Source organism: Streptomyces sp. S465 (genome assembly GCF_026898115.1).
Classification (GTDB): domain Bacteria; phylum Actinomycetota; class Actinomycetes; order Streptomycetales; family Streptomycetaceae; genus Streptomyces; species Streptomyces luomodiensis.
Map to the genome: position 1 here is coordinate 1,371,805 of NZ_CP114036.1, position 24,134 is coordinate 1,395,938.

Annotated in this window: 24 protein-coding genes and 1 pseudogene; 8 read left to right on the forward strand and 17 right to left on the reverse strand. The window is 72.0% G+C overall.

Annotated features, from left to right (window positions below; all coding sequences use genetic code 11):
* Positions 1-10 precede the first annotated feature (10 nt).
* Positions 11-1,045: an asparaginase gene (locus N6H00_RS05790; protein ID WP_268976850.1), complete on the reverse strand. Its 1,035-nt coding sequence runs from the start codon at positions 1,043-1,045 to the stop codon at positions 11-13.
* 200 nt (positions 1,046-1,245) lie between these two features.
* Complete coding sequence (locus tag N6H00_RS05795) at positions 1,246-2,001, reverse strand: FadR/GntR family transcriptional regulator (protein WP_268970480.1); 756 nt, start codon at positions 1,999-2,001, stop codon at positions 1,246-1,248.
* Between the two features lie 77 nt (positions 2,002-2,078).
* On the opposite strand from N6H00_RS05795, the gene N6H00_RS05800 reads away from it, so the two are divergent.
* On the forward strand, positions 2,079-4,556 hold the full coding sequence (locus N6H00_RS05800; protein WP_443072902.1) for a SpoIIE family protein phosphatase: 2,478 nt from the start codon (positions 2,079-2,081) through the stop codon (positions 4,554-4,556).
* Between the two features lie 155 nt (positions 4,557-4,711).
* Positions 4,712-6,253, forward strand: coding sequence for an apolipoprotein N-acyltransferase (lnt, locus tag N6H00_RS05805; protein WP_268970481.1), 1,542 nt, complete (start codon positions 4,712-4,714; stop codon positions 6,251-6,253).
* Here the strand turns inward: lnt and N6H00_RS05810 are convergent.
* A complete protein-coding gene (locus N6H00_RS05810; RefSeq protein WP_268970482.1) occupies positions 6,153-7,130 on the reverse strand; it encodes a Gfo/Idh/MocA family protein in 978 nt (325 codons plus the stop codon). The two genes, lnt and N6H00_RS05810, sit on opposite strands and share 101 nt — an antisense overlap.
* 143 nt (positions 7,131-7,273) lie before the next feature.
* Here N6H00_RS05810 and N6H00_RS05815 point away from each other — a divergent pair.
* Together N6H00_RS05815 and N6H00_RS05820 are read left to right on the forward strand one after the other, a co-directional pair.
* A pseudogene (locus N6H00_RS05815) lies at positions 7,274-7,913 on the forward strand (TetR/AcrR family transcriptional regulator).
* Positions 7,914-7,956: 43 nt separating this feature from the next.
* Positions 7,957-8,463 carry a DinB family protein gene (locus N6H00_RS05820; RefSeq protein ID WP_268970483.1) on the forward strand — a complete coding sequence of 169 codons (507 nt, stop codon included), beginning with the start codon at positions 7,957-7,959 and terminating at the stop codon, positions 8,461-8,463.
* On the opposite strand, the gene N6H00_RS05825 is transcribed toward N6H00_RS05820, so the two are convergent.
* A complete protein-coding gene (locus N6H00_RS05825) occupies positions 8,460-8,942 on the reverse strand; it encodes a hypothetical protein (RefSeq protein ID WP_268970484.1) in 483 nt (160 codons plus the stop codon). The two genes, N6H00_RS05820 and N6H00_RS05825, sit on opposite strands and share 4 nt — an antisense overlap.
* Before the next feature lie 45 nt (positions 8,943-8,987).
* On the reverse strand, positions 8,988-10,019 hold the full coding sequence (locus N6H00_RS05830; protein WP_443072903.1) for a helix-turn-helix transcriptional regulator: 1,032 nt from the start codon (positions 10,017-10,019) through the stop codon (positions 8,988-8,990).
* Positions 10,020-10,114: 95 nt separating this feature from the next.
* On the opposite strand from N6H00_RS05830, the gene N6H00_RS05835 reads away from it, so the two are divergent.
* The gene (locus N6H00_RS05835) at positions 10,115-10,531 is read left to right on the forward strand and encodes a DUF3224 domain-containing protein (protein ID WP_268970486.1); all 417 of its coding nucleotides are present in this window, start codon (positions 10,115-10,117) and stop codon (positions 10,529-10,531) included.
* Positions 10,532-10,541: 10 nt separating this feature from the next.
* Here the strand turns inward: N6H00_RS05835 and ung are convergent, their stop codons facing one another.
* The 12 genes from ung to N6H00_RS05895 all read right to left on the reverse strand — a co-directional run bounded on the left by ung (position 10,542) and on the right by N6H00_RS05895 (position 20,405).
* Positions 10,542-11,222, reverse strand: a complete 681-nt coding sequence (ung, locus tag N6H00_RS05840; RefSeq protein WP_268970487.1) for a uracil-DNA glycosylase — start codon at positions 11,220-11,222, stop codon at positions 10,542-10,544.
* A 124-nt stretch (positions 11,223-11,346) separates the two neighbouring features.
* Positions 11,347-12,108 (reverse strand): SDR family oxidoreductase, encoded by a 762-nt coding sequence (locus N6H00_RS05845; RefSeq protein WP_268970488.1) that lies wholly within the window; start codon positions 12,106-12,108, stop codon positions 11,347-11,349.
* Positions 12,109-12,126: 18 nt separating this feature from the next.
* Entirely contained in the window at positions 12,127-12,888 is a 762-nt protein-coding gene (fabG, locus tag N6H00_RS05850) for a 3-oxoacyl-ACP reductase FabG (protein WP_268970489.1), read from the reverse strand.
* Between the two features lie 162 nt (positions 12,889-13,050).
* On the reverse strand, positions 13,051-13,446 hold the full coding sequence (locus tag N6H00_RS05855; protein ID WP_268970490.1) for a DUF3037 domain-containing protein: 396 nt from the start codon (positions 13,444-13,446) through the stop codon (positions 13,051-13,053).
* Positions 13,443-14,267, reverse strand: coding sequence for a HipA family kinase (locus tag N6H00_RS05860; protein ID WP_268970491.1), 825 nt, complete (start codon positions 14,265-14,267; stop codon positions 13,443-13,445). The genes N6H00_RS05855 and N6H00_RS05860 overlap by 4 nt, the downstream gene beginning before the upstream one ends.
* A 34-nt stretch (positions 14,268-14,301) precedes the next feature.
* Positions 14,302-14,820: a hypothetical protein gene (locus N6H00_RS05865; RefSeq protein WP_268970492.1), complete on the reverse strand. Its 519-nt coding sequence runs from the start codon at positions 14,818-14,820 to the stop codon at positions 14,302-14,304.
* Between the two features lie 132 nt (positions 14,821-14,952).
* Positions 14,953-15,894 (reverse strand): LysR substrate-binding domain-containing protein, encoded by a 942-nt coding sequence (locus tag N6H00_RS05870; protein WP_268970493.1) that lies wholly within the window; start codon positions 15,892-15,894, stop codon positions 14,953-14,955.
* Between the two features lie 226 nt (positions 15,895-16,120).
* Positions 16,121-17,116 (reverse strand): amidohydrolase family protein, encoded by a 996-nt coding sequence (locus N6H00_RS05875; protein ID WP_268970494.1) that lies wholly within the window; start codon positions 17,114-17,116, stop codon positions 16,121-16,123.
* A 4-nt stretch (positions 17,117-17,120) separates the two neighbouring features.
* Positions 17,121-17,648 carry a 3-hydroxyanthranilate 3,4-dioxygenase gene (locus N6H00_RS05880; protein ID WP_268970495.1) on the reverse strand — a complete coding sequence of 176 codons (528 nt, stop codon included), beginning with the start codon at positions 17,646-17,648 and terminating at the stop codon, positions 17,121-17,123.
* The gene (locus N6H00_RS05885; RefSeq protein ID WP_268970496.1) at positions 17,645-18,112 is read right to left on the reverse strand and encodes a RidA family protein; all 468 of its coding nucleotides are present in this window, start codon (positions 18,110-18,112) and stop codon (positions 17,645-17,647) included. Before N6H00_RS05885 ends, N6H00_RS05880 begins: the two co-directional genes overlap by 4 nt.
* Complete coding sequence (locus N6H00_RS05890) at positions 18,109-18,930, reverse strand: 2-keto-4-pentenoate hydratase (protein WP_268970497.1); 822 nt, start codon at positions 18,928-18,930, stop codon at positions 18,109-18,111. Before N6H00_RS05890 ends, N6H00_RS05885 begins: the two co-directional genes overlap by 4 nt.
* Positions 18,927-20,405, reverse strand: a complete 1,479-nt coding sequence (locus N6H00_RS05895) for a 2-hydroxymuconic semialdehyde dehydrogenase (protein WP_268970498.1) — start codon at positions 20,403-20,405, stop codon at positions 18,927-18,929. The genes N6H00_RS05890 and N6H00_RS05895 overlap by 4 nt, the downstream gene beginning before the upstream one ends.
* Before the next feature lie 272 nt (positions 20,406-20,677).
* Between N6H00_RS05895 and N6H00_RS05900 the strand changes: the two genes are divergently transcribed.
* The 3 genes from N6H00_RS05900 to N6H00_RS05910 are packed head-to-tail and all read left to right on the forward strand — an operon-like array spanning position 20,678 to position 23,798.
* Entirely contained in the window at positions 20,678-21,544 is an 867-nt protein-coding gene (locus N6H00_RS05900) for an alpha/beta hydrolase (RefSeq protein ID WP_268970499.1), read from the forward strand.
* Positions 21,541-22,881: an MFS transporter gene (locus tag N6H00_RS05905; RefSeq protein ID WP_268970500.1), complete on the forward strand. Its 1,341-nt coding sequence runs from the start codon at positions 21,541-21,543 to the stop codon at positions 22,879-22,881. Before N6H00_RS05900 ends, N6H00_RS05905 begins: the two co-directional genes overlap by 4 nt.
* On the forward strand, positions 22,878-23,798 hold the full coding sequence (locus N6H00_RS05910) for an MBL fold metallo-hydrolase (RefSeq protein WP_268970501.1): 921 nt from the start codon (positions 22,878-22,880) through the stop codon (positions 23,796-23,798). The genes N6H00_RS05905 and N6H00_RS05910 overlap by 4 nt, the downstream gene beginning before the upstream one ends.
* The last annotated feature ends 336 nt before the right edge of the window (positions 23,799-24,134 follow it).

Genomic DNA, 24,134 nt, shown 5'->3' on the forward strand with positions numbered 1-24,134 from the left:
GCGGTTCCCGTCAGGCGGCGGGCGGGGCCAGGAGAGCGGTGGGGTGCAGACAGCCGACGGTGACCCCGCCGCCGTGCACGGGCGTGGTGGCGAACTCGGTGAGGGCACCGGGGTCGACACCGCAGTGGGCGAGGGCCGCTGCGGTCACCGGCATCCGGGCGCGGTCGGCACCGTCGGCGATCTTCACGGCGACGGCCCGTCCGTCGGGCAGTGCCGCGATCTGCACGCCCTCGAAGCCGTCCTTGGCGATCAGACCTGGTACGGCGCGCATCAGCCGGGCCACATCCCGGTCGCTGCCGGACGCCATGTCCGGGTGGGCGCGCAGGGCGGCCGCCACCCGGCCCTCGGGGGTGTCCGCCGCGCCCGAGGCGATCCGGGCCGCGGCCGTGGCGAGCCCGCGCAGGGAGACGGAGAACAGCGGCGCACCGCAGCCGTCGACGGTGACCCGGGCGACGCGCTGCCCGGTGAGGTCCTCCACGGTCTCGGCGATCAGCCGTTGCAGCGGATGGGCCGGGTCGAGGTAGTCGGCCAGCGGCCAGCCGCGCAGCTGGGCGGTGAGCAGCATCGCGGCGTGCTTGCCGGAGCAGTTCTGGGCCAGCCGGGTGGGCTCGCCGCCGTCGCGCAGCCAGGCGTCGCGCTCGGCGGCGCCGTACGGCAGGTCGGGGACGTTGCGCAGATCGGCCTCGGTGAGCCCGGCCCGGTCGAGGATGCGGCGCGCTCCGTCCAGGTGGCGCCGCTGGCCGGAGTGGCTGGCGGCGGTGAGCGACAGCAGCTCCCCCTCCAGCGGCAGCCCGGCCCGCAGCAGCCCGACGGCCTGGACGGGCTTGAGCGCGGAGCGCGGGTAGAAGGCCGCGTCGATGTCGCCGGCCTGGAACTCGACCCGGCCGTCGGCGCCCAGGACGACGACCGAGCCGTGGTGGACGCCCTCGATGACCCCGCCGCGTACGACATGGGCGAGCGGCACATGGCGGGGTTCGCGGATGGCGGGGGGCTCGGCGGGGGTGCGGCGGGTCGCGTCGATGGTCCGTCCGAGGGGGATGTTCATGGTGGTGCTCTCGTGGTCGGGGGTGTTCGGGGCGCGGTCGGGGTGGTCACGGCGCGCCGGTGTGGTCGCGGCGGGTGTCGGAGGTGTCCGCGGCGTGTCGGAGTGGTCGCGGTCGGCCCGGCGCGGGCCGACCGGCCCGGTGCCGTCGGCGGTGCGCTCACCGGAGGAACGCTCGCCGCCCGCCGGAGGGGACTGCTCGTTCACGCCCGCCGGGCGCCTTCCACCGGTGCGGCCGTCCGGCCGTCGGGCGCGGCGGGCCGCACGATGGCGGTCAGCGTGGTCTCCACCCGCTCGAGGTGGTGGGTCATCGCCTCCACCGCGTCGTGCTCGGACCCGCCGGCGAGCGCGTCGACGATCGCCCGGTGCTCCCGGTTGGACTGCTCGCGGCGGCCGCCGAGTTCGTTGAGAAATGCCGACTGCCGGGCCAGGGCGTCGCGGATCTCCTCGATGACCCGCCGGAAGACCGGATTCCGGGCCGCCTGGGCGATGGCGAGGTGGAACAGCGTGTCCATCGCCACCCAGGCGGTGGTGTCGGTCTCCCGCTCCATCCGCTCCAGCAGATGGGACAGGTGGTCGAGGTCCTCGGCGGAGCGGCGCCGGGCCGCGTAGCCCGCCACCGGGATCTCGATGTGCCGGCGCACCTCCAGCAGGTCGCTCGCGGCGTAGTCGCCGAAGGTGGGGTCCGCCACCGGCCCGCTGGAGATGACGAAGGTGCCCTTGCCGGTGCGCGAGGCGGTCAGCCCCATCGTCTGGAGGGCCCGGAGGGCCTCGCGGAGCACCGGCCGGCTGACCTCGAGACGGCGGCACAGCTCCGCCTCGGAGGGGAGTTTGTCCCCCACCGCGTAGTCGCCGCGCTCGATCGCTTCCCGGAGGTGGCCGAGCACCGCCTCCATCGCGCTCACCCGCCGGGGGACGTCGGGTCCGGGACGTCCTGTCTGGCTGTCTGACAAGTTCACATGGAGATCCTCGGACGGGCGGGAGCGGGTTGTCAAACGCCGCTGCCGCGGGTCCGATAAGCACCGTAAGTCATAGGATGGAGAGAAATGTATCCGCAGTTGGGACGGGGGTGAGGGTCATCCCCCAGGGAATCGCGCCGGCCGAGACCCATGTCCCCTTCGACATGGCGGATGCGGCGACAGTGCTGGTCGACGCCGAGGGGATCATCACCGGCTGGACCCCGGCGGCGGAGCGGCTCCTCGGCTATCCGGCGGCGGAGATGGTCAAGCAGCCGGCCAGGGTGCTGCTGGCGGCGCCGGAGGACGCGGCGAAGGCCGAGGCGATCGGCGCGTGGTGCCGGGCACACGGCGGCTGGGGCGGTCTGGGGCAGGTCCGGCACCGGGACGGCCGGCGGATCGACATGGGGCTGCGGATCTCCGCGATGCGCGATCCGGACGGCGAGACCTCCTGGCTGGTCTCCGGGGTCGATGTGGGCTCCATCCCGAGCTGGGCGCTCAGCGGCTCGCTGCTCCAGGCGTTCCTCACCCGGTCGCCGATCGGGATGGCCGTGCTGAGCCCGGATCTGCGGTACGTGTGGATCAACGACACGCTGGAGCGCTACGGAGGGGTGCCGCGGGCGGAGCGGCTGGGGAGCCGGATGGGGGACTTCCTGCCGGGGCTGGACACCGAGGCGATCGAAGCGCGGATGCGGCAGGCGCTGGAGACCGGTGAGCCGGTGATCGACTACGAGTACCGGGGCTGGACGATGGCCGAACCGGGCAGCGAGCACGCGTACTCGACCTCGTTCTTCCGGCTGGACAACGCCGAGGGCCGGCCGGTGGGCGTGTGTTACATGGCCATCGACGTCACCGACCGCTGGCGGGCCCGGGAGCGGCTGGCGCTGCTCAACGAGGCCGGCGCGCGCATCGGCGGCACCCTGGACGTGCTGCGCACCGCCCAGGAGCTGGCCGACTTCGCGGTGGAGCGGCTCGCCGACTTCGTCACCGTCGATCTGGTGGAGGACGTCCTGCGCGGCGAGGAGCCCGCCAAGCCCTCGGGCGAGACCCTGCCCGCGTTCCGCCGCGCCGGTCAGGCATCGATCCGGGAGGGGTGCCCGGAGTCCATCGCGGCGCCCGGAGAACCGATCGCGGTCTTCCCCTCGTCCCCGCTCGCCCGCTGCTACTTCTCCGGGGAACCGCTGCTCGACCCGGTGATGGGCGTCTCCATCGACGCGTGGTCCGGCGACGATCCGGCGCGGACGGCGAAGCTGCGCGAGTTCGGGATGCACTCGCTGATGGTGACGCCGATCGGGGCGCGCGGCGCCCTCCTGGGCGTGGCCTCGTTCGTCCGCTCCCGGCACCCGGACCCGTTCGAGGAGGACGATCTGCTGCTCGCCGAGGAGCTGGTCGCGCGGGCCGCGCTGTGCGTCGACAACGCCCGCCGCTACAGCCGTGAGCACGCCGCCGCGCTGGCCCTCCAGCGCAGTCTGCTGCCGCACGCCCTGTCCGGCGGCCAGGCCCTCGAGGTGGCCTCGCGCTATCTCCCCACGGACGCGCGCAACGGGGTCGGCGGCGACTGGTTCGACGTGATCCCGCTGTCCGGCGCCCGGGTGGCGCTGGTGGTCGGCGATGTGGTCGGACACGGCATCACCGCCGCGGCGACCATGGGGCGGCTGCGGACCGCCGTGCACACGCTCGCCGATATGGACCTGCCGCCCGATGAGTTGCTGGCCCACCTCGACGACCTGGTCATCCGGCTCACCGAGGAGGAGGCCGGGCAGGAGGGCGTGGCGGCCGCGGTGCTGGGCGCCACCTGTCTGTACGCGGTCTACGACCCGGTCACCCAGCGGTGCACGATGGCGCGGGCGGGGCACCCGACCCCCGCGGTCGTGGACCCCTCGGGCGAGGTCTCCTTCCCGCCGCTGCCCGCGGGTCCCCCGCTGGGCCTCGGGTCGCTGCCGTTCGAGTCGGCGGAGCTGGAGCTGCCCGACGGAAGCCTGATCGCCCTCTACACCGACGGGCTCATCGAGGGCTGCGACCAGGACATCGACGTCGGTCTGGGCCGGCTGAGCAACGCGCTGCGCCAGTCGGCGCGTCCGCTGGAGGAGCTGTGCTCCACGGTCGTCGACGCCCTGCTGACCTCCCCGCAGTCCGACGACGTGGCCCTGCTGCTGGCCCGTACGCACGGCCTGGACAGCGGACACGTCGTCTCCTGGGACCTGCCCTCCGATCCGGCCGTCGTGGCCGGAGCCCGCTCCCTGGCGGTCCGCCGGCTCGCCGAGTGGGGTCTGGAGGACCTGGCGACGACCACGGAACTGATCGTCAGCGAGCTGGTCACCAACGCCATCCGCCATGGCACCGGCCCCATCCGGCTGCGGCTGATCCGGCACGAGGTGCTGATCTGCGAGGTCGCCGACACCAGCAGCACCTCACCGCGGCTGCGCCACCCCCGCACCACCGACGAGGGCGGCCGCGGGCTGTTCCTCGTCGCCCAGCTGGCCCACCGCTGGGGCACCCGCTACACCGAGGGCGGCAAGCTCATCTGGGCCGAACAAGACCTCCCGGAACCGGTATGAAGCGCGCCCCGGCGCATCCCCGCCCTGTTCATGATCGGCCGGCTGCCGCACACTGGCCCTGTGCCAACGGGAGGGGAGTGTCCGGAGTGCGGAGGCCGGTCGGCGGCGGGGGCCCGTGGAGGCGGCGGCTCGCCTCCCCGTGGTGGCGCGGTGGGATGGCGCTGGCGACGGGCGCGCTGCCCGCACCGGCCTTCCCCGAGCCCTCGCTGTGGTGGTGGGCGTATGTCGCCCTGGTGCCCTGGCTGCTGCTGGCGCGTTCGGCGCCCACCGGCCGCCGGGCCCTGCTGGACGGCTGGCTGGGCGGCGCCGGGTTCCTGCTCGCGGTGCACCACTGGCTGATGCCGAGCCTGCATGTGTTCATCGTGGTCCTGGCGCTGCTGCTGGGGCTGTGCTGGGCGCCCTGGGGGTGGCTGACGCACCGGCTGCTGCACGGCCGCCCGGGTCCCGGGCGGGTGGCGGCGGCGCTGGTGCTGCTGCCGTCCGTATGGCTGATGGCCGAGCTCGTCCGGTCCTGGCAGTACCTCGGCGGACCGTGGGGGCTGCTGGGGGCGAGCCAGTGGCAGGTGGCGCCCGCGCTGCGGCTGGCCTCGGTGGGCGGGGTATGGCTGCTGGGCTTCCTGCTGGTCATGGTGAATGTCACGGTGTGCGTGCTGATCGCGGTGGCCCGCGCCCGCGCGGTGGCACTGGCCGGGCTCACCGCGTGCGGCGCGGCGGCGGCCGGGGCGTGGGCGTGGGCGTGGGCGCCACAGGCCAAGGAGCCCGGGACGGCGCGGATCGCGGTGGTGCAGCCGGGCGTCATCCAGGGGCCGGGGCCGCGCTTCGAACGCAGCGCGGAGCTGACCCGGCAGCTGGCCGGCCGCCATGTCGACCTGGTGGTGTGGGGTGAGAGCAGCGTCGGGCGGGACCTGACCACCCATCCGGAGCTGAGCCGGCGGCTGGCCGGACTGTCCCGGACGGTCGGCGCGGATCTGCTGGTCAACGTGGACGCGCGGCGCGGCGACCGGCCCGGGATCTACAAGAGCTCGGTGCTGATCGGACCGGACGGGCCGACGGGGCAGCGCTACGACAAGATGCGGCTGGTCCCCTTCGGGGAGTACATCCCGGCCCGGCCGCTGCTGGGCTGGGCCACCTCGGTGGGCAAGGCGGCCGGTGAGGACCGCCACCGGGGCACCGGGCAGGTGGTGATGAGGCTGCCGGACGGCCTGCGGATCGGCCCGCTGGTGTGCTTCGAGTCGGCGTTCCCGGACATGAGCCGGGCCCTGGTGCGGGACGGGGCGCGGATGCTGGTCGTCCAGTCCTCGACCTCGACCTTCCAGGGGAGCTGGGCGCCCGAGCAGCACGCCTCGCTGGCCGCGCTGCGCGCCGCCGAGACCTGGCGGCCGATGGTGCACGCCACGCTGACCGGCCAGAGCGCGGTGTTCGGACCGCGCGGCGAACCGGTGGGACCCCGGATGTCCACCGACACCAGCGCGGCCACCGTCTACACGGTGCCGCTGGGGCAGGGCACGAGCCCGTATGTGCGGATCGGGCCCTGGCCGGTGTACGGGGCGATGGCGGCGCTCGCCGTGTTCTGCGCGGCCGAGGGGCGCCGGGCGCTCAGCCGGCGGGCGGACCGGAGAACGGGCGGACCGTCGAGCGGGCCGTCGGACCGGCGGACGGACCGGCCATCGGACCGGCCGACTCCAGGGCGTCCCTGACAACCCGTTCGCACAGCTCATGGGTGAGCAGCGCGTCCTCGGCGCCGATCCGCCGCCCGTCACGCACCGCGTCCAGGAAGGCGTCGGTGATCTGCTCGATCCCGCGCTGCCGCGCCACCGGCACCCAGTCGCCCCGGCGGCGCACACTCGGCTGGCCCTTGTGGTCGACGACCTCGGCGAGGTTGACCACCTGCCGCTTGGTGTCCTGGCCGGAGACCTCCAGGACCTCCTCGGTGGAACCGCTCATCCGGTTCATCACGCCGAGCGCGGTGAACCCGTCCCCGGACAGCTGCACCAGCACGTGGTGCATCAGCCCGTCACGGATCCTGGCGCGCACGTCGATGTGGTCCACCGGACCCGGCGCGAGGAAGCGCAGGGTGTCGACGACGTGGATGAAGTCGTCGAGGACGAGGGTGCGCGGGTCCTCGGGGAGGCCGACGCGGTTCTTCTGGAGCAGTATCAGATCGCGCGGATGGTCCAGGCACTGCGCGTAGCCGGGGGCGTAACGCCGGTTGAAGCCGACCATCAGGCTCACCCCGCGCTCCTCGGCGAGCCGCACGATCCGCTCGCTGTCGGCGAGGTGGTACGCGAGCGGCTTGTCGACGTAGGTCGGCACCCCGGCCTCGATCAGCCGGGTGACGAGGTCGGCGTGGGCGCCGGTAGGGGCGTGCACGAAGGCCGCGTCGAGCCCGGCCGCGAGCAGCGAGTCGAGGTCGGCATGGCGCTGGGCCTCCGGGACGCGGTAGGTGTCGGCGACCTGCTGGAGAGTGGCCGGGGTGCGGGTGTGCAGATGCGGCTCCAGCCCGGGGCGGGCCATGAGCACGGGCAGATACGCCTTCCGCGCGATGTCGCCGAGCCCTACGCAGCCGACCCTCATATCCGTGGTGCCTCCTCGTGCGCCGCTGGTCATGCCTTCCGCCGTGCCTCCGAAGGATACGTGCGGACGGGCGGCCGCCCATCGGCGATGCCCCAGGTCACTACAGCCGTAGTGGGAGTGATGGATGGGCTTGGGTCGGCCCCGTGACCGCTGATCGAACCGCCGCCTCCGCATCCGGCACCTCCGCGTCCGGCGCCTCCCGGGCCGAGCTGGTCGCCGACACCGCCCTGGCGCTGCTGGCCGAGCGCGGGATGCGGGGGCTGACGCACCGGGCGGTGGACGAGGCGGCCGGGCTTCCGCTCGGCTCGACCTCGCACCACGCCCGGACCCGCGCCGCCCTGCTGAAGGCGGCGGTCCGGCGGCTGGCCCAGCGGGAGGCGGAGGTGCTGACGCCCGACGAGATGCCGCGCCCCGCCGGGGCGGCGCCGGACGGGACCGATCCGGTCGCCGGTCCGGCCGACGCGCTCTCGCTCGCCCTGCACCGCTCGCTCACTGCCCGGCGCGATCTGCTGATCGCCCGCTATGAGCTCGCGCTGGAGGCGAACCCGCCGCCCGGAGCTGCGGGAGTTCTACGACGCGACCGGACGCGGCTTCCGGGAGCCGCTCGAGGAGATGATGACGGCGCTGGGTTCCGCCGAGCCCCGGCGGCACGCGCGGTCGCTGGTCGCCTGGTGCGAGGGGCTGATGTTCGGCTGCGCCGCGCGCGCCGACCACGACGCCGTACCGGACCGCGCGGCGCTGCGCGTCGAGGAGCTGCTGCGCGGGATGCTGGGCGACGGATAAAACGCGTGGCGGGCCGGGTGGCCGCACCGCCATCATGACCGCCATGACGACCGCAGAACGCCTTCAAGCGCCCCGGACCGCCGATGAACGCACCAGCCTGGAGGGGTGGCTGGACTTCCACCGCGCGACCCTCGCCCTCAAGTGCGAGGGGCTGGACGACGCACAGCTGCGTACGGCGTCCGCGCCGCCGTCCGGGCTGACCCTGCTCGGGCTGGTACGGCACATGGCCGAGGTCGAGCGGAGCTGGTTCCGGCGGGTGCTCGCCCAGGAGGACGCCCCGCCGATCTGGTACGGCGAGGCGGACCCGGACGGGGACTTCCACGTCACCGACGGCGACACCGCGCAGGACGCCTTCGCCACCTGGCGGGAGGAGATCGCCAAGGCCAAGGAGGCCGCCGCGGGCCGCTCCCTGGACGATGTCGTCACCCGCCCCGACCGCGGCGACTACAGCCTGCGCTGGATCTATCTGCACATGATCGAGGAGTACGCCCGCCACAACGGCCACGCCGACCTGCTGCGCGAACGGATCGACGGCGCCACCGGCGACTAGGTTCCCGGCCCGTCCTGGTCCTCGGCGGCACCCTCCAGCGTCAGCGTCAGCCGCGCGATGGCCGCCCGTACCCCGTCGCCGTACGGATCCTCGCCGAGCGCACCGGCGGTCGCCCGCGCCAGCGCCAACTGATCGCGGGCCGCCCGTTCCTGGCCGAGCCTCAGGTAGCCGGCGGCCACGTTGAGGTGGAGGGAGGGGAGGAACGCCCGTGGCGCCAGGGCCCCGGTGAGCCCGTCGGCGGCGGCGAGCGCCCGCAGGTCCCAGATCAGCTCGTCGAGCGGATCGTCCTGGGTGTCGGCCAGATAGTGGGCGAGGGCGCAGCGGTGGAAGGGGGCGCCGTCCCGTTCGATCTCCCGCCACAGCGCGGCGAGGCGATTGCGCGCCTCCTCGCGGTCCCCGCCCCGGTGCAGCATGACCGCCTGCCCGATCCGGGTCAGTACGGCATCGCCCTCCGGCGCCTCCCGCTGCGCTTCCGTCATCACGGCCTCCCGTCTTTGGGGAGACGCTAGGGGGTGTCCCGCCGATCACGCGCCGTTGGCGCCCGCCGCGCCCGGCGTGTCGTGGGCCGGCGGGGGCGCGCCGGCGTCGGGGGGCGCGCCGTAGCGGCGGGCCAGTTCGGCGACGGCGCGGGCGACGGCCGACCGCAGCTCGGGCGGCCCCAGCACCTCGGCGTCGGTGCCCAGCCGCAGCATGTCGTGGACCGCGACCGGCAGCGACTCCACGGGCAGGACGACTCGCACCCGCCCCTGGTCGTCGGGCGGGCCCGCCGCGGCCGCCGCCTGCGCGCCCACCGCCCCGAACTGCACCGGGAGCAGTTTCACTCCGCGCTCCGACAGCAGCAGTTCGGCCTCGCCCTGGAAGCGCATGTCCTCCAGCCGGCGGGACGACTCCGCCCAGTGGGCGGCGAGGTCGAACCCGGCGGGCCGCTCGAAGACCTCCGCCAGCACCTCGGCGTCCAGGATCCGCGCCACCCGGTAGCTGCGCACGCTGTCCTCGACCCGCGCCACCAGGTACCAGATGCCGCCCTTGAGGACGAGGCCCAGCGGATACAGCTCCCGCCGCACCTCTCCGCGCCAGCGGCGGTAGCGCACCCGCAGGACCCGCCGCTCCCATACGGCCTCGGCGGCCGCCGCCAGATGGGGCACCGGCTCGGCGTCCCGGAACCAGCCGGGCGCGTCGAGGTGGAAGCGCTCCTGGATACGGCGGGACCGCTCGCCCAGCTCCGCCGGAAGCGCGGCCCGCAGCTTGAGCTGGGCCGTGGTGAGGTCGGCGCCCAGGCCCAGTTCGGCGGCCGCCCCCGGCGTCCCGGCGAGGAAGAGCGAGTCCGCCTCGTCGCCGGTGAGCCCGGTCAGCCGGGTGCGGTAGCCGTCGAGCAGCGAAAAGCCCCCGGCCGGGCCCCGCTCGGCGTAGACCGGCACACCGGACGCGCCGAGCGCTTCCACATCGCGGTAGACGGTGCGCACCGAGACCTCCAGCTCGGCGGCGATCTCGGGCGCGGTCATCCGGCCCCGGTTCTGCAGCAGCAGGAGCAGCGAGAGAAGGCGGTCGGCACGCATGCGGTCCATGGTGATTCCGGTACCTGACAAAAGATGTCAGGTATGGCGGTCAGAGTGGGGGCCATCGCCGACCCGGCTTCCGGAAAGGACCCCTTATGACGACGCACACCGCCGGCCACTTCACCTACGCCGACTGGAAGGAGACGGCCCTCGGGGAGGCCGAGGGCGGCGCGAAGGCGGCCCACGCCGTGGTGACGAACAGCTTCTCGGGCGGCATCGAGGCGTCGCGCACCACCTGCACTTACGCGATCACCTATCTGTCCGAGAAGACCGGCGTCTGCTGCGGCTACGAGCTGCTGACCGGCACCCTGGACGGCCGCGCGGGCAGCTTCGTCGTGGTGCAGCACGGCAGCTGGGGCGAGGACGCCACCGTCCACTGCGCCTTCGAGGTGGTGCCCGGGTCCGGCACCGGCGAGCTGGCCGGGCTCACCGGATCGGGCACCTTCTCGGCCGTGCGCGGGGAGACCGAGATCCCCTACAGCTTCGACTACACGCTCCAGCCGGTCTCCTGACCGGCCCCGGTCAGGCGCCGAGGTCCGGGATCCGCCAGTCGATCGGGGTGTGCCCCTGGGCCTTGACCGCCTGGTCGATCTGGGTGAAGGGGCGCGAGCCGAAGAACTTCTTCGCCGACAGCGGGGACGGGTGCGCCCCCTTCACCACCGCGTGCCGCGACTCGTCGATCAGCGGCAGCTTCTTCTGGGCGTAGTTCCCCCAGAGCACGAAGACGGCCGGATCGGGGCGCGAGGCCACCGCGCGGATCACCGCGTCGGTGAACTTCTCCCATCCCTTGCTCTTGTGGGAGTTGGCCTCGCCGCCCCGGACCGTCAGCACCGCGTTGAGCAGCAGCACGCCCTGCTGCGCCCACGGCATCAGATAGCCGTTGTCGGGCACCGGGTGGCCGAGCTCCTCCTTCATCTCCTTGAAGATGTTCCGCAGCGACGGCGGGGTCTTGACGCCCGGCCGCACCGAGAAGCACAGACCGTGGCCCTGGCCCTCGCCGTGGTACGGGTCCTGCCCGAGGACGAGCACCTTCACCTGGTCGAACGGCGTGGCCTCCAGGGCGGCGAACACCTCCTCGCGGGGCGGGTACACCGGCCCCTTGGCCCGCTCCTCCTCGACGAACTCGGTGAGCTCCTTGAAATAGGGCTTCTCCAGCTCCTCGCCGAGGACCCCGCGCCAGGACTCGGGCAGCACATAGGGCACGTCGTCAACCTCCGGTCGGTAGTACGTCCAGGGCACAGAACCTACCGGCGGCCACTGACAGCGCCGCACGCGGACCGTGCCCGGTCCGGCGGCGCCCACGGCGCGGGACCGGACCGGGCGCCGGTCAGCCGAGTCCCGCGCCCAGGAGGACGCCGCCGTCCACCACGAGCGTCTGGCCGGTGATCCACGCCGCCTGGTCGGAGGTGAGGAACGCGGCCGCGCCCGCGATGTCGTCCGGTACGCCGAGCCGCTTCAGCGGATAGGCCGCGGCGGCCTCCTCCTCCCGCCCCTCGTACAGGGCGGTGGCGAACTTGGTCTTCACCACCGCCGGGGAGATGGCGTTGACCCGCACCCGCGGGGCGAACTCATGGGCGAGCTGCACCGTGAGGTTGACCAGGGCGGCCTTGCTGACGCCGTACGCCGCTATGAACGGCGAGGGGGACATTCCGGCGATCGACGCCATGTTGACGATGGTGCCGCCGTTCTCCTTCTGCCATGCCTTCCAGGTCAGCTGGGCGAAGGCCAGGGCCGAGACGACATTGGTCTCGAAGACCTTACGGATCACATCCAGGTCGAGATCGGCGATGGGCGAGTAGACCGGGTTGGTGCCGGCGTTGTTGACCAGGTGGTCGATCCGTCCGAACGCCTCCATCGTCCGCTCGACGGCGGCCGCCTGATGTGCCTGGTCATGGGCCTTGCCGACGGCATAGACGGCGCGGTCGGCGCCGAGCCGCCGCACGGCCTCCTTGAGCGCGTCCTCGTTGCGCCCGGTGATGCACACCCGGTCGCCGCGGGCCACCATGGCCTCGGCGATGGCGTAGCCGATCCCCCGGCTGGCCCCGGTGATGAGCGCGGTCTTCCCGCTGTCCGGTATCTGAGCGGTCATGTGGTGTGTGACTCCTGATCAGTTGAGCGGGCCGCCGGCCACGTACATGACCTGGCCGGAGACGAAACCGGCCGCCTCGCCGGTGAAGAAGGCGATCGCGTGGGCGACGTCGGCGGGCACCCCGACCCGCTGCACCGGGATCTGGCTCGCGGCCGCCTTCTGGAAGTCCTCGAAGCCCATGCCGACGCGCTCGGCGGTCGCGGCGGTCATGTCGGTGGCGATGAAGCCGGGTGCCACGGCGTTGGCGGTGATGCCGAACTTGCCGAGCTCGATGGCGAGGGTCTTGGTGAAGCCCTGCATCCCGGCCTTGGCCGCGGAGTAGTTGACCTGGCCGCGGTTGCCCAGCGCGGAGCTGCTGGAGAGGTTGACGATCCGGCCGAACCCGGCGTCCACCATGTGCTTCTGACAGGCGCGCGACATCAGGAACGCGCCCCGCAGATGCACGTTCAGCACCGTGTCCCAGTCGGAGTCGCTCATCTTGAAGAGCAGGTTGTCGCGGAGCACACCCGCGTTGTTGACCAGGATCGTCGGCGCGCCGAGCTCCTCGACGACCCGCGCGACGGCGGCGTCGACCTGCTCGGCGTCCGATACGTCGCAGCCCACGGCGATGGCCTTGCCGCCCGCCTCGGTGATCTTCTCCACGGTGCCCGCGCAGGACCCCTCGTCGAGGTCGAGCACGGCCACGACGCGGCCCTCCTCGGCCAGGCGCACGGCGGTCGCCGCGCCGATGCCGCGGGCCGCGCCCGTCACGATGGCAACACGCTGCTCGGTGGTGGACATGCGGGTTCTCCCTCGCCTCGATGCCCACCGCCCCGCTCCGGGAGTGAGCAACCGCTTAGTCTCTTCTGCGCACGAGACGCTATGAGGCCCGCCACCGCCTGTCAACGACCCGCCGTGATGCCCTTCCTCACCTTGACCGTTCAGCGCACCGGCCCCGGCCGTTCAGCGCACCAGGAGGTCGAGCAACCGATCGACCTCCGCCGCCGGGTCCGCCGTCAGACCCGTGTGCACCGGGCCCGGCTGGACGACCGTGGAGCGCGGTGCGACGAGCCAGCGGAAGCGCCGCCCCGCGTCCTCCCCCGCCGCCTGCCCGGCCTGCTCTCCCCCGCCGCAGACGCACTCCACGGCACGCAGCGCGGCCCGTACTGCCGGCACGTCCGCCGAGGGGTCGAGGGCGCGCAGCCGGTTCTCGTCCAGATGGACCCGGGCCGCCACGAAGGACGTGGCGCGGCAGTAGACGACGACGCCCGCGTTGATCTGCTCGCCGCGCTCGACCCGGGGCACGACCCGCAGCACGGCGTATTCGAAGACGTCCCGGCCGCCCTGGAACCCACTCACTTCGACGCCTTTCCCTCGACCCACACCCGCAGCCACTCCGGCGCCTGCGACGGCGCCTCACCGGTGCGCTCCCCGAGCGTGATCCTCGTCCCGACCGTGGCCGCCCGCTCCAGCAGCACCTCGACATAGGCGCGGCGCACCGCGTCCGGGCCGTCGAAGCCCGGCTCGTCGGTCAGCCATTCGTCGGGGACGTCCGCCACCACCTCGGTGAGCAGCTCCTCGGTGATCAGCGGTGCCAGGGCCTCGGTGGCCGCGGCGATGTCCGGCGCGAACGGCGCGAGGACGTGGTCGGAGGCGTCGTACGGCTTGCCGGCCGCCTTGTCCAGCCCGCGCCAGCCGTGGTGCCAGATCAGCGTGGCGCCGTGGTCGATGAGCCACAGCTGTCCGTGCCACACCAGCATGTTGGGGTTGCGCCAGGAGCGGTCCACATTGCCGACGAGCGCGTCGAACCACACCACCCGGCCGGCCTCCTCCGCGCCCACCTCGAAGGCGAGCGGGTCGAAGCCGAGCGAGCCGGGGAGGTAGTCCATGCCCAGGTTGAGCCCGCCACTGGCCTTGAGCAGCTCCTGCACCTCCTGGTCCGGTTCGCCCAGGCCGATCACCGGATCCAGCTGGATCCGCACCAGGTCCGGGACCCGCAGCCCCAGCCGCCGGCCCAGCTGACCGCATACCACCTCGGCGACGAGGGTCTTGCGGCCCTGTCCGGCGCCGGTGAACTTCATGACGTAGGTGCCCAGATCGTCGGCCTCGACGATGCCCGGCAGCGACCCGCCCTCCCGCAGGGGAGTCACATAGCGAGTCGCGATGACTTCTGTCAGCATTTCCCCAGGCTATACGCCCGTCTGACCTTAGGAATCACGACGGACCGACAAGGCCCTCCGACCTGGCGATCCGCCCTGAACCCCCCTGGGGAGTTTCTGGGGAGTTTCGGCCGCTGACGACGTCGCCGCTCTCCCCACCTCCGAACAGAGCGTCGATGGCACCCCGCCCCCTATTGCCGGCCTCGGGCATGAAGTGCGCGTAGTGGTCCAACGTGACTTGTGTAACCCGCAGGAAGTCTCGGTGCGGCTGGCACCGTGCCGGGCCTGGGCACCGGCTGAAAGTGCTCGGCAGGGTAGTGGCCGCACCACGTTGCTGCGGATCTCGCTGCCCGTCAGTCGGATGCCCCGCGTGAGCAGCGTCGACGACGTCGTGCTGCGTCGGGACTTCGTAGCCGGAACCGCTCCGGTGCAGCAGCTCGGCGATCGACGACAGCGGCGTGGCCGGATCCAACCCGCCGAGGCCGATCATGTAGCCGCTGTCGGTCCACACGTCGCCGACCGCACAGGTGCCGGTGTAGATGCTCGGGTAGGAGTCGTCGGGGCGGGCGAGCACCGCGTCGACGTGGGCGCCGTATCGGTCGCGATTGGTCTGCCGGCTGGTGCCATGCCGTCACCTTCGCCGCCTGCCTTTGGTCGGCCGACTCCGGGAGAGACGAGCCTCACGACCCCTCCGCGCGGCCGGAACTCAGTCGGATTGAGCCGGCAGCGGGTGCACAGAGTCCGCGACGGTGACGAGCGACTGGATCATGGCCTCCGAGGCCGGGCTCAGACGGCGTCCGGCCGCGAGGGTGATCCCGACGCGTGCGCCGACGAGGTCGAGCGAGATCGGCAGTGCGGTGAGCCGAGGGTCGCTCGCGCCGATGAGTTCCGGTAGCGCGGCCACCATGTCGGTCTCCACGAGAAGCTGACGGATAGTGAGGAACGCGGTCGTCTCGACGCGGTTGGGGGGCAGCGAGCAGTCGTTGCGGTGGAAGAACTCCTCGAGTTCCGTGCGCAGCGCCGTCTCCACCCCCGGCAGGGCCCACGGGTAGGCGATCAACTCGTCGAGCGGGATCTGGGGGCGTGCCGCGAGCGGGTGCCCGCTGCGCGCGATCACGCGGATGGTCTCCGCGTGCAGCGTCTGCTGGATCGTCCCCTCCGGGGGGACCGTCGCCAGGCGGCCGATGATGAAGTCGATCTTGCCTGCGACGAGGTCTTCGAGCAGCGCCTCCGGCGTCGCTTCGCGCACGACGATCCTCAGGGCGGGACGGTCTTGCTTGAGGTGGGCGATGGCCCGCGGCAGCAGGAGGTTGGAGCCCGCGAGATGGGTGCCGATGACCACGTGGCCACGCGTGGCGTCGGCTATCTCCTGGAGATGCCGGCTCGCCTGGTTCATCTGGGCCAGCGCCAAGCGCGCGTACTGAGTGAAAGCGTCACCGAACTCGGTGGGCTGGATCCCCCGCGGGCCGCGTTCATAGAGGGTGACGCCAAGGATGCGTTCGAGATCCTGGAGGCTGCGGGTGACCACGGGCTGGGTGACATGGAGCGCGGCCGCGGCGCCGACCACGCTCCCCTGGCCGGAGAGCGCCTCGACGAGGAGGAGATGGCGGAATTTCAGCCGCCCGTCCAACATCCGCGGTATTTCCATACGAGAACGGTAGACCGCCTCCTGTCCTGAGGCATAACCGCACGGCTCTGTGCATCGCCATGGACATACCCGCTGGTGGAGCCTGGTCCGAATGCCCGCCGACGGGCTTGTTCGAGCAGTGGAATGGCGGACCCTGGCCGTGATGGCACGGGTACCAGGGCCCGCCGGTCCCCACCGAGCGGATGACACTCGGCTGGAGTTTCACCTTCGGAGGGCCGGTTCGCGGTCAGCGATCGGCAGGCACGCGCCCGACCCAGCGCAGCGCGTTGCCGCCGGCGATCGCCTCGCGCTCCGCGGCGCTGAGGAAGTCGGCCTTCCGGAGTACCTGGCCGACGGGCCGTTCGCCCAGCGGGTAGGGGTAGTCGCTGCCCAGCATCACGTGGTCCGCGCCGAGGGTATCGACCAGCGTGCGCAGAGCCACGGGGTCGAAGACGACGCTGTCCACGCTGAACCGGCCGCGGTAGGCCGAGGGCGGCAACTGCGAGGTGGCGATGAGGTCCGAGCGGCGATACCAGGCGTTCTCCAGGCGCCCCAGCCAGAACGCGAACGATCCGCCGCCGTGCGCGAAACAGATCCGCAGCGAGTCCGGCACCCGGTCGAATACTCCGCCGAGGATCATGGCGAGCACGGAGAGGTGGGTCTCCGCCGGCATCCCGGTCAGCCACCGCGCCATCCAGCGTTCCAACCGCGGGGAGGTGGGCATGTCCCAGGGATGCACGAAGACCGGCGCGCCGCGCGAGGCCGCGTGCTGAAGGAAGGTGACGACGCCTTCCGCGTCGAGGTCCTGGTCGCCGACGTGGTTGCCGATCTCCACCCCCACATGTCCGGCGTCCAGGCAGCGGTCGAGCTCGCGGCAGGCCGCGTCGGGGTCCTGCAACGGCACCTGGGCGAACGGAATGAACCGCTCCCGGTCAGGCGCGCAGATCTCCAGGGCGAGATCGTTGAAGATCCGGCAGACCTTGACCGCCTCGGCACCGCTCAGGTCGTACCCGAAGAACAGTGGTGTGGGAGACACCACCTGGGCCTGCACCCCGTCGGCCGCCATGTCGGCAAGTCGGGCCGATACGTCCCAGCAGTTGGATTCGATGGGCCGGAACTCGGTCTCCCCCACCATGATCATCGCCTGGCGTTCGGACTCCACCCGCAGCCAGGGCCGGCCGGGACCGAGGTCGGGCCAGGCGGCGGGGACGTAGTGGGTGTGTATGTCGATGACATCGGACACTGGATCAGCCCTTACCGGGGTGCAGCGTGCCGCAGTTTCCGCACGTGCGCTGCTCGACGGACGCGTGAAAGGCTTCGAACACCGGAGGCAAGTCGGCGACGATGTCCCGCACCTGCAACTCCACCGAATGCACCTTCGTGCCGCACTCCAGGCAGAACCAGCCGAACTGCTCCGTGGTCCCCTCGGGGCGGACGCGCTCCACCACGATGCCGATGGATCCTTCCTCCGGACGCTGTGGTGAGTGCCAGGTGTTGCCGGGCAGCAGCCACATGTCGCCTTCGCGGATGTCCACGCGCTGCGGACCCTCCTCGGTGATCACGTTGACATGCATGTTGCCCTTGACCTGGTAGAAGTACTCCTCGAACGGGTCGAAGTGGAAGTCGAGCCGCTGATTGGGGCCGCCGACGATCTGCACGATGAAGTCACCGCTGGTGTCCCACATCGCCTTGTTGTTGACCGGAGGCTTCAGCAGGTCCTCGTTCTCGGAGAGCCACTGCGGGAAGTTGAAGACCGCAGGCAGTGACGACGTCATGAGTTCTCCTTGGCGGCATGGCCGGGCCGGCGCACGGCGACGGCCTGGATCTCGATGAGCAGATGCGGGTGGGGAAGCTGATGGACCGCGACGGTGGTCCGCGTGGGGCCAGAGGCGTCGAAGTACTCGGCCCATACGCGGTTGTAGCCGCCGAAGTCGTTCATGCTGACCAGGTAGGCGGTGACCTGGACCAGGTCGTCGAGGGTGCAGTCCACGGCGTCGAGGACGTCGCGGATGTTCTCGATCACGGCCCGGGTCTGCGCCTCGATGTCGAGGTCCGTCACCCCCATCCCGTCGGCGCTGGCCCCGGCGAAGGTGTTGTCGGGGCGGCGGCTGCTGGTCCCGGAGACGAACACCAGGTCACCGACGACCTTGACGTGCGGAAATCGGCCACGCGGGGTGGCCTTCCCTTCGACCACGAGGGACGTGTCGTTTCCTTCGGCCACGAGGGACTCGCCGTTCATCGCTCCTCCGTGGCTGTGCCGGTGGTGGTGACCCGGACGGAGCCGAGTCCGGGGACGGCCGCGCTGACCGTGACCCCGCCTGGGAGGGCGACCGCGGCGGTCGCCGCGCCGGCCAGCAGCACGGAACCGGCGGGCAGGACGACCCCTTGAGCCACGGCCATGCGTGCGATCGCGGGCAGGGCGAGGACCGGGTCACCGAGGATGTCGCTGGTGCTCCCGGTCGCCGCGGCCGCGCCGTCGATCTCCAGCGTCACCGGCCGGTCGTCGAACCGGACCTCGGTGGAGGTGAGATCGACCGGCTGCCAGGCGCCGGTCACGAACCCGGCCGCCGAGGTGTTGTCGGCGACGACGTCGGTGAGCGAGAACTGGAAGTTCGCGTAGCGGCTGTCGATGATCTCCAGACCGGGGGCGATCGCGTCGATGGCGGCCCGCAGTTCGGCCTCCGGTTCGGCCAAGGCGCGCGCGTCGAACCGTGCACCGAGACGGAAGGCGACCTCCGGCTCGACGCGAGGGTGGATGAAGTCCTCCATGGCGACGCTGCCACCGTCGGCGTACTCGCCGCTCGCGTACAGCCGGCCGAAGATGACATCGGAGACGCCCATCTGCAGCGCCTTGGCCTTACTGGTGAACCCCAGCTTCACACCGACGACACGGTCACCGCGGGCCGCCCGCAGTTCAGAACCGAGCGCCTGCACGTGGTAGGCGTCGTCCAGGGTGAGGGAGGCGGACCGGCTCAGCTGCGTGATCGCCCGCCTGGAGGTGACGGCCTCATCGAGAGCCGTGGCGTACTGGGAGAGGGGGGAGGTCGATTCGGTCACAGTGCCACGCACACATTCGTCGTCTCGGTGTAAAAGTGCAGCGAGTGCTTTCCGCCCTCGCGTCCGATACCGGAGCGGCCCGTCCCGCCGAAGGGGGCGCGCAAATCGCGCAGATACCAGGTGTTGACCCAGGAGAGGCCGACGTCCATCGCCTGTGCCACCCGGTGGGCCCGGTTCAGATCACTGGTCCACACGGCGGCGGCCAGCCCATAGTCGGTGTCGTTCGCCAGGCCGATCGCCTCCTCCTCCGTGTCGAAGGGGATCAGCGCGGCGACCGGACCGAAGACCTCCTCGCGGACGGTGCGACAGGAGTTGTCCAGGCCGGTCCACACCGTCGGTTCGATCCAGGCACCCTGCGCCAGGTCCGCGCCGAGGTCGGGTATACCGCCCCCGGCGAGGACCTCGGCCCCTTCCTTCACGGCGAGGTCGAGATACGACAGCACCTTGGCCCGGTGCCCCTGGGAGATCAGCGGGCCGGTCGTCGTGCCGGGGTCGTAGGGGCGGCCCAGGCGCAGTCCCCTGGCCCGCTCGGCGATCCCGGCCGCCAGTTCGTTGAAGAGGCCCCGCTGGACGTAGACCCGCTCGGTGCACAGGCAGACCTGGCCGGTGTTCAGGAACAGCGACCGGGTCAGCCCGTCGAGGGTCCGCTCCAACGGGGAGTCGTCGAAGACGACGGCCGCGTTCTTGCCGCCCAGTTCGAAGGAGACGGGCACCACCCGCGGCGCGACCTCCTTCATGATGATCGCCCCGGTCGAGGACTCTCCGGTGAAGGTGACTCCGTCGATCCCCGGGTGCCGGGTGAGGAACTCACCCGCCGAGCCGGGACCGAAGCCGTGGACGACGTTGTACACACCGCTCGGCGCGCCCGCATCGGCGATGACCTCCGCCAGCAGGGTCGCCGTCGACGGGGTCTCCTCGGACGGCTTGACCACCACGGCGTTGCCGCAGGCCAGGGCCGGTGCCACCTTCCACGTGAGCAGCAGCAGCGGAAGGTTCCAGGGCACGATGACAGCCACGACACCGAGCGGCTTGCGCACCGCGTAGTTGAGAGCCTGACGGCCGTCGGCCGTGTCGGTCAGATACGAATCGAGGCCCGCGGAGGCGATCGTGTCGGCGAAGGACCGGAAGTTCGCCGCCGCCCGGGCCACGTCCAGTTCGCGGGCCTGTGCCGCCGGTTTGCCGGTGTCCCGGATCTCGGCGTCCACGAACGCTTCGAAACGCTCCTCGATCCCGTCGGCGATCCGCCTCATCAGGGCGGCTCTCTGCTGGTCCGTGGACCGGCCCCAGCGACCGTCGAACGCCCGGCGCGCGGCCCGTACGGCGGCATCCACCGTCTCCTGCCCGGCCTCGTGCACCACGGCGACACGGGCCCCGTCGACCGGGCTGATCTTGTCGAACGTGTCCGCACCTTCGACGAAGTTCCCGTCGACGAAGTTGCGGAGCTGAACGATCTCGGTTGGCGAATCGTCAGTCATGAGGGGACCGTACGAGCGCCTTTCCATGCCCGTCCAATGCCGATTTGGGTTTCCGGTATAGCTGCTCGGACATGGCAGCGCCGAGCGCCGAGGACGGTCGGGCACGGGTGCCGTACGGAGCCGGGCCCGGCGGGGCACGCACCTTCCGGTATGACCGTTTGGCGATAGGTGCGGACGAACTAGGCATTACCCGAGGTGCCACGGGCCTGGCGAAGATACGGATCACTGCACACCCGGAGCCGTCAGGGCGCCGGCGATGACGAGGAGGCGCAGTGGCCGGAACCCCAGCAGTCCGTCCGGCGGACACCAGCGAGTTCTTCACCTGTCGGCGCCCGGAGGACTACCACCCCGACTGGCCGGGCTTCTACCGGCAAGCCGCACGCCGCCGCCAGGAACTTCGCTCGCGGGTGCCCCACGAGATCGACCTCACATACGGCTCCGACGCTCACCAGTTGGTGAACGTCTACCACCCCGGGCCGCCCGGCGACGGCTCCCAGGACCGCCCGGTCATCGTGTACTTCCACGGCGGCCGCTGGCGCGAGGGCCACCCGGCCTACTACGACCACCTCGCCGGCCCCTGGGTGGAGGCCGGCGCGGTCTTCATGTCCTTCGGCTACCGGCTCGAACCGCGCCACACCATCGCCGACGCGGTCACGGACGCGGCGCTGTCGGTGGAGTGGGCGCGCGCGAACGCCGCCCGTTACGGGGGTGACCCGGAACGCATCACCGTGGCCGGGCACTCCGCGGGCGGTCACCTCGCCGCGATGGTCACGCTGACCGACAGCTCCCCCGGCCCGGTGGCGGGCACCGTGTGCATGAGCGCGCCCACCGATCTGCGCGGCATGGTCGAGCACCCGACGGAAGCCGTACGGCTCAGCCCCGCGCTGCGGGTGAGCCGCGGCCCCGAGCGGGTGGTGGTCTCCTTCGGGGATCCGGAGCCCAACCGCAAGGCGGACGACGACTTCCTGCTGACCCGCCAGGGTCGGCTGCTCGCCGACGCCCTGACCGACGCGGGCCGGCCGCCGGTGATCGTGGCGCTGACCGGGACCGACCACATCGGCACCGGCACCGCCTTCGCCGAACCGGAGTCGGAGCTGTTCGAGGCCGCGCACCAGGTCGTCTTCGGAGGCTCCCGATGAGAGACGGCGAGCGTATGGCGACGGGGAGCGGGCGCGGCGGCGTCCTGGCGAGCCTCCGCGGGATGCGCTTCGACGTGGTGGGACTTGCCTTTCTCGCCGTGCTGCTCGACGGTTTCGACTCCGCGTCGCTCTCCTTCGTACTGCCCTCACTGGCCGAGCAGTGGGGCGTCACCTCGGCCGACTTCACCCCAACGGTGGTGCTGACCAACATCGGCGTGGTGCTCGGCTACCTCGCTTCGGGCACGCTCGCGGTGCGGCTGGGCCTGCGGCGAATGCTGATCGCCGGGACCCTACTGTTCGCCGCGGGCTCGCTGGTCACCGCCCTGGTACTGCCCGCGCAGTCACTGACCGCGCTGAGCGCGGTCAGGCTGGTCACGGGCCTCGGCCTCGGCGTGGTCCTGCCCGGCGCCGTCTCCCTCGCCACCGCGCACCACCCGGACCGGCAACGGCAGTCGGTCTCCGTCACGGTCACCCTCGGGCTCGCCTTCGGCGGGACGGTCGCCGGTGTCTTCGGCAGCAGCATGCTGGCGTCGGTCGGGACCACCGGGGTGTTCTGGATCGGCGGCGCACTGCCGCTGCCGCTGGCCGCACTGATGGCCCGTCGGCTGCCGGCCGCACCGGCGCCCGTGGCCTCGGACAGCACAGCGCCCGCTCCCGGAGCCGACGACCCGGCGACCGCCGCACGCGAGGCACGGGTCGGCGCGCTGTTCGCCCCCGGACTGCGCGCCGCCACCCTGCTGCTGTGGACCTTCGCCTTCCTGGTCTTCATCGCCAGCTACACCCTCCAATCCTGGGTGCCCACATTGCTGACCGGGTACGGCTTCTCCGCCTCGCAGGCCCCGATCGGCCTGGCCTTCCTGAGCTTCGGCGGAGTCATCGGCGGAATCGTGCTCCTCCTGCTGGCCGCCCGTAAGGGGATCGCGTTCGCCCTGATGGTGATGCCGGCGATCGGCGCGGTGTCGATGGTCGCCGCGTCCACGGTCGGGACGGACCCCACCGCGCTGCTGCTCGCGCTCGCCGGTTCCGGTGCGGGTGTCACAGCCAGCCAGATCGGTCAGCTGACCCTCGCGGTCGCGATGTACCCGTCGGCCACCAGGACCGCCGGAGTGGGCTGGGCCGCGGCTCTGGGCCGGGTCGGCTCGATCGTGGGTCCGGCCGCGGCGAGTGTCCTGCTCGCGCTCTCGCTCCCCGGCGACGACATCGTGCTGCTGACCGCCATTCCGGTGGTGGTGGCAGCCGTGAGCGCGGCGGTGCTGTGGCGCCTGCCCCACGCGGCCGACCGGACAGGCGGGACCGAAGACGCGGAGCGGAAGCAGCGGGAAGTGACGGCGCGATGAGCGGCTGGTTCGATCTCGGTGACGTTGCGGTGGTTCCGATCGTGGAGACACCGCGGCTGCTCATCGATCCAGTGGAGTTCTTCCCCGGACACCCGGGCGTGCCCTCCGGCTGGGCCGCCGAGGAGCCCTGGTATGCACCCGGGCAAGGACGGCTGGTCTTCGCCATGCAGGCCTTCCTGGTCGTCACCCCGCACGAGCGGATCCTGGTCGACGCCTGCGTCGGCGACGGGAAACACCGGGCCAGGCCGGAGTTCGACCGCCTGGACAGTGGCTGGTGGCAGCGGTTCGCAGCGACCGGACTGTCCGCCGACGACGTGTCCACGGTCGTCCTCAGTCATCTGCACGTGGACCACGTCGGATGGGCGACGCGGTGGTCGGACGGGCACTGGCGACCGGCCTTCCCGAAGGCCCGGCACGTTCTGACCGCACCGGAGTACGACTACTGGCGGTCCGCGGCGGGGGCCGCGGCGATGACCCGGACCGGCGACTACCTGGCCGACAGCATCGAGCCGGTCGCCGAGGCGGGGCTGCTGGATCTGACGCCCCTGGACGCCGAGCTCGGCCCTCATGTGCGGCTGTGCCCGGCACCGGGTCACACCCCGGGCAACACGGCCGTCCTGGTCACCGGCTCCCGGACCCGACTGCTGCTCACCGGCGACATCCTGCACCACCCACTCCAGTTGATGGATCCGGACGCCAGCACCCGGTACTGCGTCGACCCCGAACTGTCGGCGCGCACCCGCAGGTGGACGCTGGAGTGGCTGGCCGACACCGGAACCGCGATGGCACCCGCGCACTTCGCGGCCCCTTCCGCCGGCCGCGTCGGCCGGCACGGCTCCGGGTTCACCTTCGTCCCTGCCGCTGATCTCCATCGCCCGGGCCGGTACGTGGTGGCGGGCGGGCCCGCCGCCGGATAACGGGTGGTCGACAACCGCCGCGCCGCACTGAGTGTTTCGCCCTGTTTCATAGCGGGTCATCGCGATTTCGCAGTCCCGCTGTGACGGGGCGAGAGGCGACACTGTGGCAGCAGAGGGGTGTTCCGTTCCCACACCTCCCGTCTCCTCCCCACGCACTCCCGCCCACGGCTCTGAGGGGCTCACCGGGCCGTGCATCTCGCCGATCAGGGCACCGACGCCGGGAAACGGATCATCGGCACCCGGGCTGCGACACCCTCGGTCTGCTGCTGACCGTGCTGGTCACCGCCGAAGCCACCCCAACTGGCGCCACTCGCACATGGCAGGTCCCTTCGCTTG